Below are 15981 nucleotides of genomic sequence, written 5' to 3' on the forward strand. Positions count from 1 at the left end.
ATCTCAAGACCGTCCCGACGGCAACCGGCCGCAAGGACCCGACGACCCGGCCGGCCCGACCCTCGATCGGAGAGGCTTGCGTGGCGAAGACGACGGCGGACACCGAGACCAAGCGGTTGGCCAAGCGCGCAGGCAAGGACGCCGGCCAAGCGCGCAAGTAAGCGCACGGGCAGGAAGGAAGCCCGGAAGGCCGTGAAGGACGCGGCCGGTGCGGCGGGATCGGCCGCCGCCGAGGCGGAGTCTCTCCATCACGAGGAGGATCTCGCCGTCGCCACCGTGCGCAAGGTGGCGCTGGACGGTCGAAGAACCCGCCCGGAGCACGACCTGCTCGGCGACGGCGAGGTGCCGGCGGACGCCCTGTGGGGCCTCCACACCAAGCGGGCGGTGGCGAACTTTCCCATCACCGGCGTGCCGGTGGGCCATTACCCGGACCTCGTGCGGGCGCTCGCCCTGGTGAAGCAGGCCGCGGCGCGGGCCAACCACCGGCTCGGCTACCTGCCGAAGGCGAAGGCGCGGATCATCGACGAGGCCTGCACCCTCGTCGCGAGCGACCCCCTTTACGCCGAAGCCTTCGTGGTCGACGTGATCCAGGGCGGGGCCGGCACCTCGACCAACATGAACGCCAACGAGGTGATCGCCAATGTGGGCCTGAGGCTGATGGGGCGGGCGCCCGGCGACTATGCCGCGCTGCACCCCAACGACGACGTCAACATGGCCCAATCCACCAACGACGCCTACCCGACCGCCCTGCGGCTCGCGGTGATCTTCGCCACGCGACCCCTGGTGAAGGCGCTCGACGACCTCGCCTACGCCTTCAAGAGCAAGGCGGTGGAGTTCGCCGACGTGCTGAAGATGGGCCGCACCCAGCTTCAGGTACGCGGTGCCGATGACGCTGGGCCAGGAATTCGACGGCTTCCACGCCACGATCAAGGAGGACGTGGCGCGGCTCACCGAGATCGTCGGCCTCTTTCGCGAGGTGAATCTCGGGGCGACCGCGATCGGCACCGGCATCAACGCCGACCCGCGCTACGCCGCGCTCGCGGTGGAGGAGCTGTCGCGGCTCTCCGGCCAGCCGATGGTGCTGGCCTCGAACCTGATCGAGGCGACCTCGGATCTCGGCGCCTTCGTTCTGTTCTCCGGCACCCTGAAGCGGGTCGCCGTGAAACTCTCCAAGATCTGCAACGACCTGCGCCTGCTCTCGTCCGGCCCCCGCACGGGCCTCGGCGAGATTCGGCTGCCCGCGGTGCAGGCCGGCTCCTCGATCATGCCGGGCAAGGTCAACCCGGTGATCCCGGAGGTGGTCAATCAGGTGGCCTACATGGTGATCGGCCACGACCTCACGGTGACGCTCTGCGCCGAGGGCGGCCAGCTCCAGCTCAACGCCTTCGAGCCGACCCTCGGCTACTGCGTGCTGAGCTCTTTGCGGATGCTCACGGCCGCCATCGACACCCTGACCAAGCGCTGCATCGAGGGGATCGAGGCCGACCGCGAGCGCTGCCGCAGCCTGGTCCAGGGCTCGGTCGGCCTCGTCACGGCGCTCGCGCCGACGCTGGGTTACGAGGCGAGTTCCCGCGTCGCCCGCCGGGCCCTGAAGGAGAACCGGCCGGTGGCCGAACTGGTGCTGGAGGAGGGCCTGCTGACGGAAGCCCAGCTCAATCAGCTTCTGGAACTCGAAGCCATGACCCACCCGACCCGGCGGCAGAAGGCCGGGACGGCGGGGTGAGGACGGGCCCGGTCGCGATCCGGCCGGCGAGCGCTATCGGATGACGGGCTACGCCTGGAGCCGCGCCAATGCCGACGGCCTCGGCGCCCGGCCGACCTCCCGGCGCCGGGCGGGCGCTCAGACCAAGCCGGTCAGGTAATAGACCCCGATCACGAAGAACACGGCCACGGTCTTGATGATCGTGATGGCGAAGATGTCGCCGTAGGACTGGCGGTGGGTCAGGCCGGTGACGGCGAGCAGCGTGATCACCGCGCCGTTGTGGGGCAGCGTGTCCATGCCGCCGCTCGCCATGGCGGCGACCCGGTGCATCACCTCCAGGGGGATGCCGGCCGCCTGCGCCGCCTCGACGAAGCGGCCCGACAGGGCGCCCAGCGCGATGGAGAGCCCGCCCGAGGCCGAGCCGGTGACGCCGGCCAGCACGTTGACCGTCACCGCCTCGTTGATCAGCGGGTTGGGGATCGCCGAGAGCGCGTCCGCGATCACCTTGAAGCCGGGCAGCGCGGCGATGACCGCGCCGAAGCCGTACTCGGTGGCGGTGTTCATGCCGGCCAGGAGCGAACCCGCCACCGCCGCCTTCGAGCCGTCGGAGAAGCGATCGGCGAGGTTGCGGTAGCCGAGGATCACGGTGGCGAGGATGCCGAGAAGCAGCGCGCCCTCCACCGCCCAGATCGCCGCCACCGTCCTGACCGGCACGGTGACGGGGTGGGCGGCCATCTCCGGGGTGAGCGCCGCGCTCGCCTGCTCGCCGTAGGCGCCGGTGATCCAGGCGAGCAGCAGCCGGTTGCCGATCCCGACGACGAGGAGCGGCAGCAGCGCGACCGCCGGGTGGATGACGACCCGGTCCTCGGCCGCCTGCGGCTCGTTGGCGTGGCCCTCGCCGTAGCCCTCGTCGCCGGCCCGGCGGCGGCGCCATTCGAGATAGGCGACGCCGACCGCGAACACGAACAGCGCGCCGACGATGCCGAGCCAGGGGGCGGCGTAGGCGTCGGTCTTGAAGAAGGAGGCCGGGATGATGTTCTGGATCTGCGGCGTGCCCGGCAGGGTGTCCATGGTGAAGGTGAAGGCGCCGAGCGCGATCGTGCCGGGAATCAGGCGCTTGGGGATGCGGCTGCGGCGGAACAGCTCGGCGGCGAAGGGATAGACCGCGAACACCGCCACGAACAGCGAGACGCCGCCGTAGGTGAGGATCGCGCCGACCAGCACGATGGCGACGATCGCCCGTCCCTCCCCCAGCAGCCCGGTGACGGCACCGACGATGGAGCGGGCGAAGCCCGAAATCTCCACGAGCTTGCCGAACACGGCGCCGAGCAGGAAGACGGGAAAATAGAGCTTCAGGAAGCCGACCAGCTTCTCCATGAACAGCCCGGAGAACAGGATCGGCACGGCGGCCGGATCGGTCAGCAGCACCGCGCCCATGGCGGCGACGGGCGCGAACAGGATCACCGAGAAGCCGCGATAGGCGATTCCCATCAGGAAGACGAGCGCCGCGAGGCAGATCAGGAAGCTCAAGGATGCGCCCTCCGGCGCACCGATTCTCTCTTCGCGTGCGCGACGGTCAGTCTGCCCGAAGCGCGGCCGTGTTCAATGGAGGGAGTCGTACGCCATCCGGTCGATGCGTTCGGCCTGTCCTGCGTCCTTGCGGGGCGAAGCCGTGGCCATCCAGGGCGCGGACATGCCCGCGCCCTGGATCGCTTCGCGGCCGCTCGCGATGACGGAGGGGGGCCAGACCCGAGGCGATCGATCGGAAACGGTATTACAGGCCCCGGTGCATCACCAGCGCGTCGACGGCCCCCCGCGCGGGATGGCGGAACACGCCGGGCAGGCGGCCGACCTCCTTGAGGCCGAGGCTCGTCCACAGGGCGACCGCGTGGGTGTTGGTGGCGACGACCAGATTGAACTGCATCGCCGTGAAGCCCAGCGTCCGGGCGGCCCCGAAGGAGTGCAGGCCCATGGCGCGGGCCACGCCCCGGCCCCGTGCCCGCGGATGCGTGGCGTAGGTGCCGTTGGCGACGTGGTCGCCGGGGCCGAGCTGGTTGGCGCGGACGTAGTAGCTGCCGAGGATGGCGCCCGCGCTTTCCGCGACGAAGACATGGTGGGCCGGCGAGAACCAGTAGGCGAGCGCCCGCTCCCGGTCCCAGTCCCGCGGCAGGGCGTAGGTCTCGCCCTCGCGCAGGATCGGCTCCAGGATCGACCAGATCGCGTCGTGGTCGCGGCTTTGCGCCGGGCGGATGGCAAGGTCGGTCATCGTGTTCGTGGTGTTCATTGGGAGCGCGCCGGTCTCGGAAGTCCGATCCGCGCGCTCGTATCACGGATCGGGCCCTGCGACCGCCCTTCGCCCGCGGCGCCCACCTGGGGCAAGGGGACCTTCTCGGTCGCCGACAGCCCGAAGCTGGATTGTGCCGGCCGGCGGCAGGGCGACGTGGCCCTTCCGGACCGGACGCCGTCGCGGCGCCGAGCCTCGTTCCGGGGCCGGCTCAACCGGAGACGGGACCGGGTGCCGGGCGGCGCTCCGGACCCGTCGTCGGGGCCGCCTTGTCCGCGTCGCCGCCGGGGATCAGGGTGATCCGGCCCCAGCCCGGCAGCTTCAGGGCCGGGCGGCGCCAGTCGAGGCCCGCCACCGCGCCGAGCAGGTTGATCTCGAACCCGTCCACCCAGCCCAGCGTCAGGCCGACATAGCCGCGCCAGGACAGGCGCAGGCCGGTGCCGCTCGGGGTGCGCTCGGCATAGCGGCCCGGGGGCGTCCAGTCCTTGCCGAGCGCGGTCGGCGGCAGCGGCACGTCGTTGCCGGGGATGCGCGCGACCACGTGGGCGGCGAAGGTGTTCGAGTTCGGGCCCGGCCACGCCCGGTAGGAGCCGAGGCTGCGGTAGGGATAGTCGGCCACCGCCGAGCGGATCTCGGGAATCGCCCGCGCCGCCGCGGCGCCGTCGAGCGCCAGCACGATCTCCGGCGCGTTGCCGAACCAGCGCCCGTCCGGCGCGTAGGCGTCGGTGCGCACCGGCCGGCCCCAGCCGACCACGTCGTAGCGGGTGTAGCGCGGGGCGTTCGCTTCCTTGACCACCACCCAACTGTGATGGGCGAAGATGCCCCGCCAGCGCCCGACCCGGGCGGCGTAGACCCGCACCATCGCCCCCGGCACGGCGGCGGCCGGCGGCAGCAGGCCCGCGCTCGACCAGTCCGCGCTCGACCAGTTCTCCGCGCGTCCGCCCTTCGCGGTCCACCACAGGGCGTGGGTCGCGAGCGGAACCAGGAAGAGAAGGACGAGGAGAGCGAGACCGAGGAGGAGGAAGCGGAGGGCGGGAAGAAGCACGTCGGCAGACATCGGGTTCCGGAGATGTCGAGGCCCCGGCAGGCGGCACCTGCCCTCCGGGAGACTCGATGTGGCCTCCGGCCCCGCTCGGCACAAGCGCCTGCGGTGCCGCGAACCGGCCTGATGCAGGCCGGCCACACACCGGGCCCGGATCGTCCCTGCCCGGGCAAGCGGAGCGGACAGGCCTTGCAACATTGTAACACCTCGGTAATGAAACATTGTAACGTAGCCAGGCTGGATCGACGGGAATGCGGCGCGGACGCTCGGGACGGATGCTGCTGGCGGCGGGGGCGGTGCTGACGGTCGCGCCCGGCACGGTTTCCACGGCGCGGGGGCAGGAAGCCGCCACGCTGGAGGAGATCGGCGTGACCTCGGTGAGCCCGATCCAGGCCGAACCGGCCGCCACGGCGGTCCCGCCGGCCACCCTCGCCGCGCGGGCGGCCGAGCTGCTGCCGGTGGTGACGAACACCTTCTCGCCGGTCACGGTGGTGCCGCAGGAGCGGATCGCCCGCGACCAGCCGCGCACGCTCGGCGACGCGCTGTTCGACCGGCCCGGCATCTCCGCCTCGACCTACGCGCCGGGGGCGGCCTCGCGGCCGATCATCCGCGGCCTCGACAACGCCCGGGTGCGCATCCAGGAGAACGGCATCGTCAACGGCGGCGTGTCGGATCTCGGCGAGGACCACGCGGTGCCGGTCAACCCGCTCAACGCCGGCCGGATCGAGGTGATCCGCGGCCCGGCGACGCTGCGCTACGGCTCGGGCGCGATCGGCGGCGTGGTCTCGGCCGAGAACAACCAGGTGCCGACCTTCATCCCCGCCCGCGGGATCACGGGGCAGGTCACGACCGGCACCACAAGCGTCGACAACGGCCGGACCGGGGCGGCCAGCGTCGATGCGGGGGCGAACGGCATCGCGGTCCACGCCGACGGGTTCAGGACCGCCACCGATTCCTACGCGATCCCCGGCGGCATCCAGCGCAACTCGGCCACGCAATCGCAGGGCGGCTCGGTCGGCATCTCGGCGATCGGCGAGCGCGGCTTCGTCGGCCTCGCGTTCAGCCACTACGACGCGCTCTACCAGATCCCCGGCGGCGAGGCCGAGGCGGCGCGCACCCGGCTGACCCCGAACCAGGACCGCCTGCTCGCCCGCGGCGAATATCGGCCGCTGAACGGGCCGTTCGAGGTGCTGCGGTTCTGGGCCGGCGGATCGGTCTACCGCCACGCGGAGATCGGCATCGGCGAGGACGGAGTCGAGGGGGTCCAGGCGATCTTCAAGAACCGCGAGGTCGAGGCCCGCTTCGAGGCGCAGCACGTCCCGGTCTTCACGGCGCTGGGCACGCTCACCGGCGCGGTCGGCGTGCAGGCGGGCCGGCGCGTGCTCAACTCGCAGCTCGAGAGCTTCCTGCCGAAGACCGAGTCGCGGATGCTCGCCGCCTACCTGTTCGAGGAACTGGCGGTGGGCGGAGGCCTGCGCTTCCAGGCGGCGGCCCGGATCGAGGGCGACCGGCTCAACAGCATCGCGACACTGTTTCCCGGCGATGACCTGCCCGACGGCACCGATCCGGCGAGCTTTGCCCTGACCCGCCGCTTCGCCCCGAAGAGCGCCAGCTTCGGCGCCCTGCAGGATCTGCCCTACGGCTTCGTGGCGAGCGTCAACGGCTCCTACGTCGAGCGCGCGCCGACCGGCTACGAGCTGTTCTCGCAAGGCCCGCACGACGCCACCGCGACCTTCGAGATCGGCGACCCGACCCTGCGGCTGGAGCGCGCCCGCACGGTCGAGATGTCCTTACGCCGGGCGGAAGGCCCCTTGCGCCTCGACGCCACCGGCTACGTCACGCGCTACACCGGCTTCGTCTACAAGCGCGACACCGGCAACCGCTGCGACGACGACTTCGCCTCCTGCGGCAGCGGCGACGAACTGCGCCAGGTCGTCTACTCGCAGGCCAACGCCACCTTCACCGGCGCCGAGATCGGCGCGCAGCTCGACCTGTTCGCCGTCGGCGACGGCTGGGCGGGGATCGAGGCGCAGTACGATTTCGTCCGGGCCCAGTTCGACGACGGAAGCTACGTGCCGCGCATCCCGCCGCACCGGCTCGGCGGCGGCGCCTTCGTGCGGGCGGGCGGCTGGTTCGCGCGGATCAACCTCCTGCACGCCTTCGACCACGTCGAGATCGCCCCGTTCGAGACGACGACCCCGGGCTGGAACGACCTGCGGGCCGAACTCGCCTACACCCAGGCCCTCGACCCGGCGATCTACGGCGCCACCGAGGTGACGCTCGGCCTCCAGGGCCGCAACCTGCTCGACGACGACATCCGCAACGCGGCCTCGTTCAAGAAGGACGAGATCCTGCTGCCGGGCCGCAACGTCCGCCTGTTCCTGACCGCGCGGTTCTAAAGGCCGCGCCCCTCCCCCCGCCCCTACTTGCCGCGGGCCGGCTTCACCGCCGGCCGCTCGGGCGGCGTGACGGCGCCGGCCGCCGTCCAGTGGCACACCGCCGTGCCCTTGAGCGCGAGGCAGTCGTAGGCGCGGCCGTTGAGGGCGACGTGGTCGGCGAGCCCCGTGACCGCCGCGCGGTCCACGGGGCTGCAGCCGAGATCGGATTTCGGATCGGCGGCGAGCGCGAGCGCGGCGGCCCGGTCCTCCCCCGTGCTGCGCAGGAGGCTGCGCAGATTGGCCAGCGAGGTGCAGCCGATCACGGCGGCGGGCCGGGCCGGCGCCTTCGGATCGCTCGTCCTCGCCCCCACTCCCTGCGCGGCGGCGCACGAGGCGGACAGCATCAGGGCGATGACGGCCGGGGCGGCCAGAGTCCGGAGGACGGAGAGCGGCAGGCGGGACATGGATCGGTCTCGGACGGCGGAAGCCTCGCCCCGAACGGCGGCTGCCGGCCCTCGGAACGGTGTGCTCACGCCCGGCATACCATGCCCGGCGCCCCGGACCGAGCGCCGCTCGCCCGTGGCCCCGTCCCCCTCTCACGAGGCCTCACGATCCCGCACGCGTCCCCTGCGCCCGCAGCTTGGCGTAGCGCTTGAGGGCCCGGTCGCGGCGCAGCCGGGTCAGCCGGTCGATCCAGAAGATACCGTCGAGCTGATCGATCTCGTGTTGCAGGCAGGCGGCGCGCAGGCCCTCGGCCTCCTCCTCGCGCCCGGCGCCGTCGAGGTCGCGGTAGCGCACCCGGATCCGGGCCGGCCGCTCCACCGGCTCGACCACGCCCGGCATCGAGACGCTCCCCTCCGGATGCGAGGCCCGCTCCGGCGAGGCCCAGACGACGGCGGGATCGACGTAGACCGCGTGCGGCTCGTCCGGCTGGAGGCGGATCACCACCACCCGCTCCGGACGCCCGACATGGATCGCGGTCAGCCCCATCGCCGAGACGGCTCCGAGAGTGTCGAGCACGTCCGCCGCGAGCGCGCGCAGGGCCTCGTCCGACACGGTGAGGGGACCGGCCGGGCGGTGCAGGCGCGCATCGGGATAGAGGATCAGCGGCAGGGCGGGCATGGGCACGGCTTCCGGGACACGAACGGCGCGGGGATGGGCGATGTCCGCGGCGGGACACGCTTCGATCCCCCCCCCATACCAGACGGTGAAAGGGTCCGATGCGCCGTCTCCGCCCCCGGGTCGGGCCTCCGTGATCGGCCGCGATGCCGGCCGCGGCAAGACCGGCCGCGGCAAGACCGGACACGTCCGGCCCGCAAACGAAAGATCGAAGAAACCCGCTTTGGCCGAGAGGGACCGCGATCGAGATCGATCTATCCGCGCCGATCCGGGAGGATCGGGCACATGTCGGAACCGCGGCGGCACCGATGCATTGGTTTCCCAAGCCCAGAGGGAGCACGACATCATGATGAAGACCGTGACGAGCCTGCTCGCCGGCACCATCGTTGCCGCGACCATGACCGCCGCGCTGCCGGCCTCCGCGCAGTCGATCATCATCGGCCCGGACGGACGGCCGGGGATCGATCTGCGGTCCCGGGCGCAGCGCGAACGCGATTTCCAGCGCGAGATGCGCATGCGCGACCGGGACGACTACTACCGCGAGCAGCGCTTCCGGGATCGCGACCGTCACGACCGCCGTTACGACCGGCGCGGCTACGATTACTGACCGGAGGCGGGACGGGTTCCGCACCCTCGGGGAGCGGTGCCTCGATCCACGGCGATCGGGCACGGCTTCCGCAGCGGAACGACGGGACGCGGCCGGGAGACCGGCCCCTTTTTCGGGCCCTGCACCGGCGCAGCCCCTTCCCGCATTCCGGACAACGGGTACGCGGCCCATTTGCCCAGCCCGCAACAAATGATGTCATAAGGCCGGCACTCGGTCGAAATTCGCACCATTTCAGCGTACTCGCCCCGAATGGCCAAGGTTCCGCCACGGATTTCCGTCCTGAACGCAGGGCCGCGTCGGCGGGAAACCTTTGCGCCGCTTGCACGGTTGTCTCATCGAACATAGCTTTGACTCGTCGATCGGTGGCCGACCCCGACAAGGCCCTCGATGTCCCCGGAAGGGGCGCGGCACCGGCTCATCTCCTCGCTCGCTTCGACGAACGGGACGGCCTTCCGGCCGATGGCGGGACGCGTTCCGCTTGGGGACGCTGCGGCGAGTGGAGGAGGAACCCGGATGAATACTGGTACGGTGAAGTGGTTCGACGAAATCAAGGGTTACGGGTTCATCCAGCCCGATAACGGCGGCAAGGACGTGTTCGTGCATATCTCCGCCGTCCAGCAGGCGGGCCTGCGCGGCCTCGCCGAAGGGCAGAAGGTCAGCTTCGACATCGAGAACGACCGTCGCAGCGGCAAGCCGGCCGCGGTCAACTTGCAGGCCTCCTGACGCGGCCGGCGGCCCGGGAGACCGACCCTGTACGGCAACAGGCTCGAAAAATGTCACCGAAGTCGCCCCGAACAGGGACGGCATCTGTTGCGTGTCGCGACGCACTCGTGCATCGACTGCGCCGGTTCTACAACGGCTCGCGCCGAGTCCCGGCCGCCCGGAACGTGATGGATCCGGCGGTCGGCCGTATCACCGCATGAGAAAGGTCATATGAGCGCATTCGACTTCAGAAACTTCGAAGACCGCCGTCAGAACTCCCAGGCCGCCAAGGCGGCATTGCTCGAAAAGTTCAAGGCTCGTCCGCCTCTGGATGATCCGGAGATAAGGGCCAAGGCCCAGGCCCGTGCCGAGGTCGCCCGCGCCCGCGGCGAACGCGCCCGCGAGCGCGAACGCATCCGCATCGAGACCGAGCGCAGGGCGGCGGAGGAGAAGCGTCAGCGTGAGGAGGCGGAACTCGCCGCCCAGATCGCCCGCGAGGCCGCCGAGGCCGCCGCGCTCGCCGAGCGCAAGGCTTCCGAAGCCGCGGAAAAGAAGGCACAGCGCGACGCGCGCTACGCCGCCCGCAAGGCCAAGGTGAAGATCCGCCGCTAGAGCATCGTCCCGAAAGACGGCCTCCGGCTTGTCTGAAAAGACGATGCAAAGTCTAAAACCGAGAGCCTCGTCCTGGATCCGATATCCAGGACGAGGCTCCGGATGCGTCGGTCCCGGCCTCCGGGACCCCCGCGGAATATCCGGCCGAGCAGTCGACCGCTTCGAGACGATTCTACGCGCCGGACGCTTCGAGCCCGGCGCGTTTTCTTTTGCCCGGCCCTATTCCCTGTGGGCAGCCTACGCAGGCTTCCGACGAAACCTCTTGGCAGCGCCCGGTAATCCGCAACCTTGTCCTCCATGCTTCCGAATCGCCGCAATCTCGTCGAGGCGAACCGGGAGCGAACGGGAAGGCCGAGGGACAGGCCCGTGAAGAGGGAAGGCCAAGTTTTGCGCAGCATCGTCTTGCGGACCATTCGCACCCGCCTCGGCCCTTCGGCGCCACGCCGACGGGGCTTGACCAAGAACTTGACCAAGAACTTGGCGACGAGCTTGGCGGCCGGCCTGCTCGTCGGTCTCGGAGCGGGCCTTGCCGTGTCGCCCGCTGCCGCGCAGTCCGAGCCGCCGATCCGCAGCGCGGAGGACGCGTTCTGCCGCAGCGAGGCCCGGGCCCAGGTCTTCTCCACGCCCGACCCGCTCAATCTCGGCCTGCGCGAGATCGGCCGCCGGATCTGGGCGAGCTGCATGGAGCGGACCAAGCGCAAGGGGCGGACACCCCACAGGCGCCGCCGGCACCGCTGACCCGCGGGAGAGGGCCGGTCCCGTCGTGCATCGCGGGTGGATTCCGGGTTTCGCTGCGCGACCCCGGAATGACGGGTCCGTGCAGGAGGACCTGCAAGAGGAGCGGTCGTCGAAAGCCGCCAACCCGGGTGCGCAGCCCTGCCGGTCGGCACCCAGCTCTTGCCTTCGCGAAAAAATCCCTTTAAGGGCGCGGCCTTCGCGTTCGCTCCGGCCGGGGGCTGAACGGGCGGTGCCGCAAGGGACGACCTCTCGCGGCACAGGGTTAAGTCACCACTGACCGATCCCGTCGTCCGGTGTTCCCGCCTTCGATCAACCGCTCGGGCCATCTTCACGGCTCGAAGGGCTTGGCGCCGAGAGAACGCGGGACGAACGGCCCGACACACCCGCGACACGCGGGCGGGCTTCCTTATGGCAAGGAAAGGCCCAGAAATGCCTCTCTACGAGCACGTCTTCCTGGCGCGCCAGGACGTGACGTCGCAGCAGGTCGAGACCATGGTCGAGACCTACAAGGGCGTCATCGAGGCGGCCGGCGGCACGATCGAGAAGATCGAGTCCTGGGGCGTCAAGTCCCTCGCCTACCGCATCAAGAAGAACCGCAAGGCGCATTTCACGCTCCTCAACATCTCCGCTCCCCCGGCCGCCCTGGCCGAGATGGAGCGCCAGATGCAGATCTCCGAGGACGTGCTGCGCTTCATGACCATCCGCGTCGAGCAGTTGGAGGCCGAGCCCTCCGCGATGATGCAGAAGCGCGACCGCGACGACCGCAAGGACCGCGACCGCGGCGACCGTCCCCGCCGCCGCGACGACGATTTCGGCGGCGACCGTGGTGACCGCGGCGACCGGCCCGAGCGCAACTTCGGCGGGGAGAACTGATCATGGCTTTCGGTGCTGGTGGCGGCGGTGGCCGTCGTCCGTTCTTCCGTCGTCGCAAGAGCTGCCCGTTCTCGGGCGAGAACGCTCCCAGGATCGACTACAAGGACGTGAAGCTGCTCTCCCGCTACGTCTCGGAGCGCGGCAAGATCGTTCCCTCCCGCATCACCGCGGTCTCGGCCAAGAAGCAGCGCGAACTCGCCCAGGCGATCAAGCGCTCCCGCTTCCTCGGCCTCCTGCCCTACGTCATCAAGTAGGCCTTTCTGCCCGGCCGTCTCCTCGGGCGGCCGGCGATCACCGCGAGGGCGGCTCTCCCGTAAAGGGGTCGCCCGATCGCTGGGGCATCAGCCCCTAACCCTGCCCATCTCAGGGACAGCGGGACAGCGGACTTCATGACCAAGGATATCCCCGTCGGCGCGGGCGCCGGCCTCGTGGCGGCACTGCTGTTCGGCGTGCTGCTCAAGGCCACGACGCTCGCCATCCTGCTCTACCTGCTCGCCCCGCTGCCGATCCTGATCGTCGGCTTGGGCTGGAGCCATCGCGCGGCGCTGGCCGCCGTCGTCGCGGGTGCGCTGGCGCTCGCCCTCGTCGTCTCGCCCTCTCTCGGACTGGCCTTCGCCGCCTATCTCGCGGTTCCCGCGTGGTGGCTCGCCTACCTCGCCGTGCTCGGCCGCCCGAGCGCGGACGGCGCCCTCGAATGGTACCCCACAGGCCGCCTGCTGGCCTGGGTGGCGGGCACCGCGGCGCTGGCCTTCGTGGCGATCGCCGTGATCGCCGCGCCCGACTACGACACGTTCCGCGCCCAGATCTCGGCGATGAGCCGCCGGGTGGTGCAAGTCCAGGTGCAGCGCGGCCGCATCCCCGCGCCGACGCAGGGCGATACCGCGAACGAATCGGCGGCCGGCACCGACGGGAAGGCCGCCGGGCCCCAGCCGCAGGGCGGTGGGCAGGACGGCGACCCCCAAGGAAAATCCGACGACCTCGCCGGCGAGGTTGCCGACGCGCTGGCCACCGTCGCGCCCGCGCTCGCCGCGCAGGGCCTCACCGTCCTGTTCACCTTCTACCTCTGGGCCGCCGCCCGCATCGTCCAGATCTCGGGGCGCCTGCTGCGGCCCTGGCCGGACCTGCCCGCGACCCTGATGCCGCGCACCGCCCTGCTGGTCTTCGCCGCCGCGCTGACGCTGGCGATGCTGTCGGGCTATCCGGGCGTGCTCGGCATCGCCCTGATCGGCGCCTTCAGCGCGGCCTTCGCCCTCCAGGGCCTCGCCGCCTTCCACGACCGCAGCCGCGGCCGGCCCGGGCGCTTCGCCCTGCTCGCCGGCCTCTACGTGCTGCTGTTCCTCACGCAAGGGGTGGCCATGCTCGCCCTGATCCTGTTCGGCATCGCCGACACCGCCCTCGACCGGCGCCGCCCGCAACCCCGCGGCGGCGCCTGATCGAAACCCGCTTCCGACAAACCCGAAGGAGAAGTCAGATGGAAGTCATCCTGCTCGAACGCGTCGCCAAGCTCGGCCAGATGGGCGAGACCGTGAACGTGCGCCCCGGCTACGCCCGCAACTTCCTGCTCGCCCGCGGCAAGGCCCTGCGCGCCACCGAGAACAACAAGAAGCACTTCGAGGCCCAGCGCGCTCAGCTCGAGGCGCGCAACCTCGAGCGCCGCAACGAGGCCCAGACGGTGGCCGAGAAGCTCGACGGCCAGAGCTTCGTGCTGATCCGCCAGTCCGGCGAGACCGGCGTGCTCTACGGCTCGGTCTCGACCCGCGATCTGGCCGAAGTCGTCACCAAGGAGGGCTTCACGGTCGAGCGCGGCCAGTTCGTCCTCAATCAGCCGATCAAGACGCTGGGCCTGCACACCGTGCCGGTGACCCTGCACCCCGAGGTCGAGGTGAAGGTGAGCGTCAACGTCGCCCGTTCGCCGGAAGAGGCCGAGCGCCAGGCTCGCGGCGAGTCGGTCACCGAGCGCGAGCAGTTCAACCTCGACGACCTCGGCCTCGAAGTCGGCCAGGCGCTGGCCGATGCCGGCGAGGGCGCCGACGACCGCGGCTAAGTCCGGGTTCCCAAAGGGATCATCCCTTTGGCGGGGTATCGGGGCGGCGCCCCGATGTTTTCCCAGGGCTCCGCCCTGGACCCGCGAAAGGGCTTGCCCTTTCGAAACCCCTGACTTCGGCCGCGCAAGCGGCATAAGCGGTGGAGAACGGGGATGCGCCGGCCTTCGGCGTTGACTTGTTCTCAATCCGTTCCAGCATGACGCTCGTGATTCCCGCTGCCGGGAGCCGCGGGCGTTGCAGCCGCCTCCAATCGGCTCGGCTAAGGAAGGCTTCACCATCCCGAGGCAAGGTCCGGCGGGCATGAGACGGGGCGGCCGATCGGGCCACCCTTCGAAACGGAGCGACGGACAAGCGCCATGGCCCTGCCCAACGCCCTCACGGCCAATCTGGAGGCGGTGCAGCCGGAATACCGGGTGCCGCCGCACAACATCGACGCGGAGCAGGCCCTGCTCGGCGCGATCATGGTCAACAACGACGCCTATTACCGCGTCTCGGACTTCCTTCTCCCTGAGCACTTCATGGAGGCGGTCCACCGCCAGATTTTTGAAGTCGCGGTCTCGCTGATCAAGGCGGGCAAGCTCGCCACGCCGATCACGCTCAAGACCTATCTGGGCGATGCCGATCTCGGCGGCGTCACGCCGATGCAGTACCTCGCCCGCCTCGCGGCGGAGGCCACCACCGTCATCAATGCGGGCGAGTACGGCCGCACCATCTACGACCTCGCGATCCGCCGCCGCCTCATCACCATCGGCGAGGATCTGGTCAACGGCGCCTACGAGGCGCCAGTGGAGGCCGCGCCCCGCGACCAGATCGAGGCGACCGAGCGCCGGCTCTACGAACTCGCCGAATCCGGCAAGTACGACGGCGGCTTCCAAAAATTCTCCGACGCGCTGACCGCGGCCGTCGACATGGCGGCGAAAGCCTATCAGCGCGACGGCAAGCTGTCGGGCATCGCCACGGGGCTCACCGACCTCGACGCCAAGATGGGCGGGCTCCAGCCCTCCGACCTCATCATCCTCGCGGGGCGCCCGGCCATGGGCAAGACCTCGCTCGTGACCAACATCGCCTTCAACATCGCCAAGGCCTATCGCGGCGAGAAACAGGCCGACGGCACCATGCTGACGGTGAACGGCGGCATCGTCGGCTTCTTCTCGCTCGAAATGTCGGCCGAGCAGTTGGCCACCCGCATCATCGCCGAGCAGTCCGGCGTGCCCTCCTACAAGATCCGCCGCGGCGACATCCGCCCCGAGGACTTCTACAAGATCACCGACGCGGCCCGGGACATGCAGACGATCCCGTTCTACATCGACCAGACCGGCGGCATCTCGATCGCCCAGCTCGCCGCGCGCGCCCGGCGCCTGAAGCGCCAGAAGGGCCTCGACCTCCTCATCGTCGACTACCTCCAGCTCCTGTCAGGGAGCGGCAGGCGCAGCGACAACCGCGTGCAGGAGATGACCGAGATCACCACCGGCATGAAGGCGCTGGCCAAGGAGCTGGGAGTGCCGATCATCGGCCTGTCGCAGCTCTCGCGTCAGGTCGAGAACCGCGACGACAAGCGCCCGCAGCTCGCGGACCTGCGCGAATCCGGCTCGATCGAACAGGACGCCGACGTGGTGATGTTCGTGTTCCGCGAGGAGTACTACGTCGGCAACAAGAAGCCGCGCGAGGGCACGGAGGAGTTCTTCGCCTGGGAGGCCGAGATGCAGCGCGTCCACGGCAAGGCCGAGGTCATTCTGGGCAAGCAGCGCCACGGCCCGACCGGCACGGTGGAGCTGCAGTTCGACGCCAACATCACCCGGTTCTCGAACCTCGCCCAAAGCGACCGGATGCCCGAGCGGATGTGATAGGGTCAGTCCGTGCAGACGGATCGGAGAGACGA

General features: G+C 70.4%; 15 protein-coding genes and 1 pseudogene. 11 read left to right on the forward strand and 5 right to left on the reverse strand.

What is annotated here, in order from left to right; all coding sequences use genetic code 11:
- Positions 1-276: 276 nt before the first annotated feature.
- A pseudogene (locus PGN25_01620) lies at positions 277-1723 on the forward strand (aspartate ammonia-lyase).
- Between the two features lie 117 nt (positions 1724-1840).
- Here the strand turns inward: PGN25_01620 and PGN25_01625 are convergent.
- The 3 genes from PGN25_01625 to PGN25_01635 form a co-directional block, all read right to left on the reverse strand.
- Positions 1841-3232 carry a GntP family permease gene (locus PGN25_01625; GenBank protein MEH3116340.1) on the reverse strand — a complete coding sequence of 464 codons (1392 nt, stop codon included), beginning with the start codon at positions 3230-3232 and terminating at the stop codon, positions 1841-1843.
- Between the two features lie 244 nt (positions 3233-3476).
- Positions 3477-3968: an N-acetyltransferase gene (locus tag PGN25_01630; GenBank protein MEH3116341.1), complete on the reverse strand. Its 492-nt coding sequence runs from the start codon at positions 3966-3968 to the stop codon at positions 3477-3479.
- 229 nt (positions 3969-4197) lie between these two features.
- Complete coding sequence (locus tag PGN25_01635; GenBank protein ID MEH3116342.1) at positions 4198-5043, reverse strand: DUF3750 domain-containing protein; 846 nt, start codon at positions 5041-5043, stop codon at positions 4198-4200.
- 260 nt (positions 5044-5303) lie between these two features.
- On the opposite strand from PGN25_01635, the gene PGN25_01640 reads away from it, so the two are divergent.
- Positions 5304-7427 carry a TonB-dependent receptor gene (locus tag PGN25_01640; protein ID MEH3116343.1) on the forward strand — a complete coding sequence of 708 codons (2124 nt, stop codon included), beginning with the start codon at positions 5304-5306 and terminating at the stop codon, positions 7425-7427.
- Positions 7428-7450: 23 nt separating this feature from the next.
- Here PGN25_01640 and PGN25_01645 read toward each other — a convergent pair whose 3' ends face one another.
- Positions 7451-7870 (reverse strand): hypothetical protein, encoded by a 420-nt coding sequence (locus PGN25_01645; protein MEH3116344.1) that lies wholly within the window; start codon positions 7868-7870, stop codon positions 7451-7453.
- 142 nt (positions 7871-8012) lie between these two features.
- Positions 8013-8528 (reverse strand): peptide deformylase, encoded by a 516-nt coding sequence (locus tag PGN25_01650; protein ID MEH3116345.1) that lies wholly within the window; start codon positions 8526-8528, stop codon positions 8013-8015.
- Between the two features lie 130 nt (positions 8529-8658).
- On the opposite strand from PGN25_01650, the gene PGN25_01655 reads away from it, so the two are divergent.
- The 9 genes from PGN25_01655 (at position 8659) to PGN25_01695 (ending at position 15946) form a co-directional block, all read left to right on the forward strand.
- On the forward strand, positions 8659-9132 hold the full coding sequence (locus tag PGN25_01655) for a hypothetical protein (GenBank protein ID MEH3116346.1): 474 nt from the start codon (positions 8659-8661) through the stop codon (positions 9130-9132).
- 513 nt (positions 9133-9645) lie between these two features.
- Positions 9646-9855, forward strand: a complete 210-nt coding sequence (locus tag PGN25_01660) for a cold-shock protein (protein ID MEH3116347.1) — start codon at positions 9646-9648, stop codon at positions 9853-9855.
- 210 nt (positions 9856-10065) lie between these two features.
- Positions 10066-10446 (forward strand): DUF6481 family protein, encoded by a 381-nt coding sequence (locus tag PGN25_01665; GenBank protein MEH3116348.1) that lies wholly within the window; start codon positions 10066-10068, stop codon positions 10444-10446.
- Between the two features lie 453 nt (positions 10447-10899).
- On the forward strand, positions 10900-11184 hold the full coding sequence (locus PGN25_01670; protein MEH3116349.1) for a hypothetical protein: 285 nt from the start codon (positions 10900-10902) through the stop codon (positions 11182-11184).
- Between the two features lie 429 nt (positions 11185-11613).
- On the forward strand, positions 11614-12057 hold the full coding sequence (gene rpsF / locus PGN25_01675; GenBank protein ID MEH3116350.1) for a 30S ribosomal protein S6: 444 nt from the start codon (positions 11614-11616) through the stop codon (positions 12055-12057).
- Positions 12058-12059: 2 nt separating this feature from the next.
- Positions 12060-12311 (forward strand): 30S ribosomal protein S18, encoded by a 252-nt coding sequence (gene rpsR / locus PGN25_01680; protein MEH3116351.1) that lies wholly within the window; start codon positions 12060-12062, stop codon positions 12309-12311.
- Positions 12312-12446: 135 nt separating this feature from the next.
- Positions 12447-13490, forward strand: coding sequence for a hypothetical protein (locus tag PGN25_01685; protein MEH3116352.1), 1044 nt, complete (start codon positions 12447-12449; stop codon positions 13488-13490).
- A gap of 38 nt (positions 13491-13528) precedes the next feature.
- Positions 13529-14101, forward strand: coding sequence for a 50S ribosomal protein L9 (gene rplI, locus PGN25_01690; protein MEH3116353.1), 573 nt, complete (start codon positions 13529-13531; stop codon positions 14099-14101).
- A gap of 357 nt (positions 14102-14458) precedes the next feature.
- A complete protein-coding gene (locus tag PGN25_01695; GenBank protein MEH3116354.1) occupies positions 14459-15946 on the forward strand; it encodes a replicative DNA helicase in 1488 nt (495 codons plus the stop codon).
- Positions 15947-15981 lie beyond the last annotated feature (35 nt).

It is taken from the genome of Methylorubrum populi (assembly GCA_036946625.1).
Classification (GTDB): Bacteria; Pseudomonadota; Alphaproteobacteria; order Rhizobiales; family Beijerinckiaceae; genus Methylobacterium; species Methylobacterium populi_C.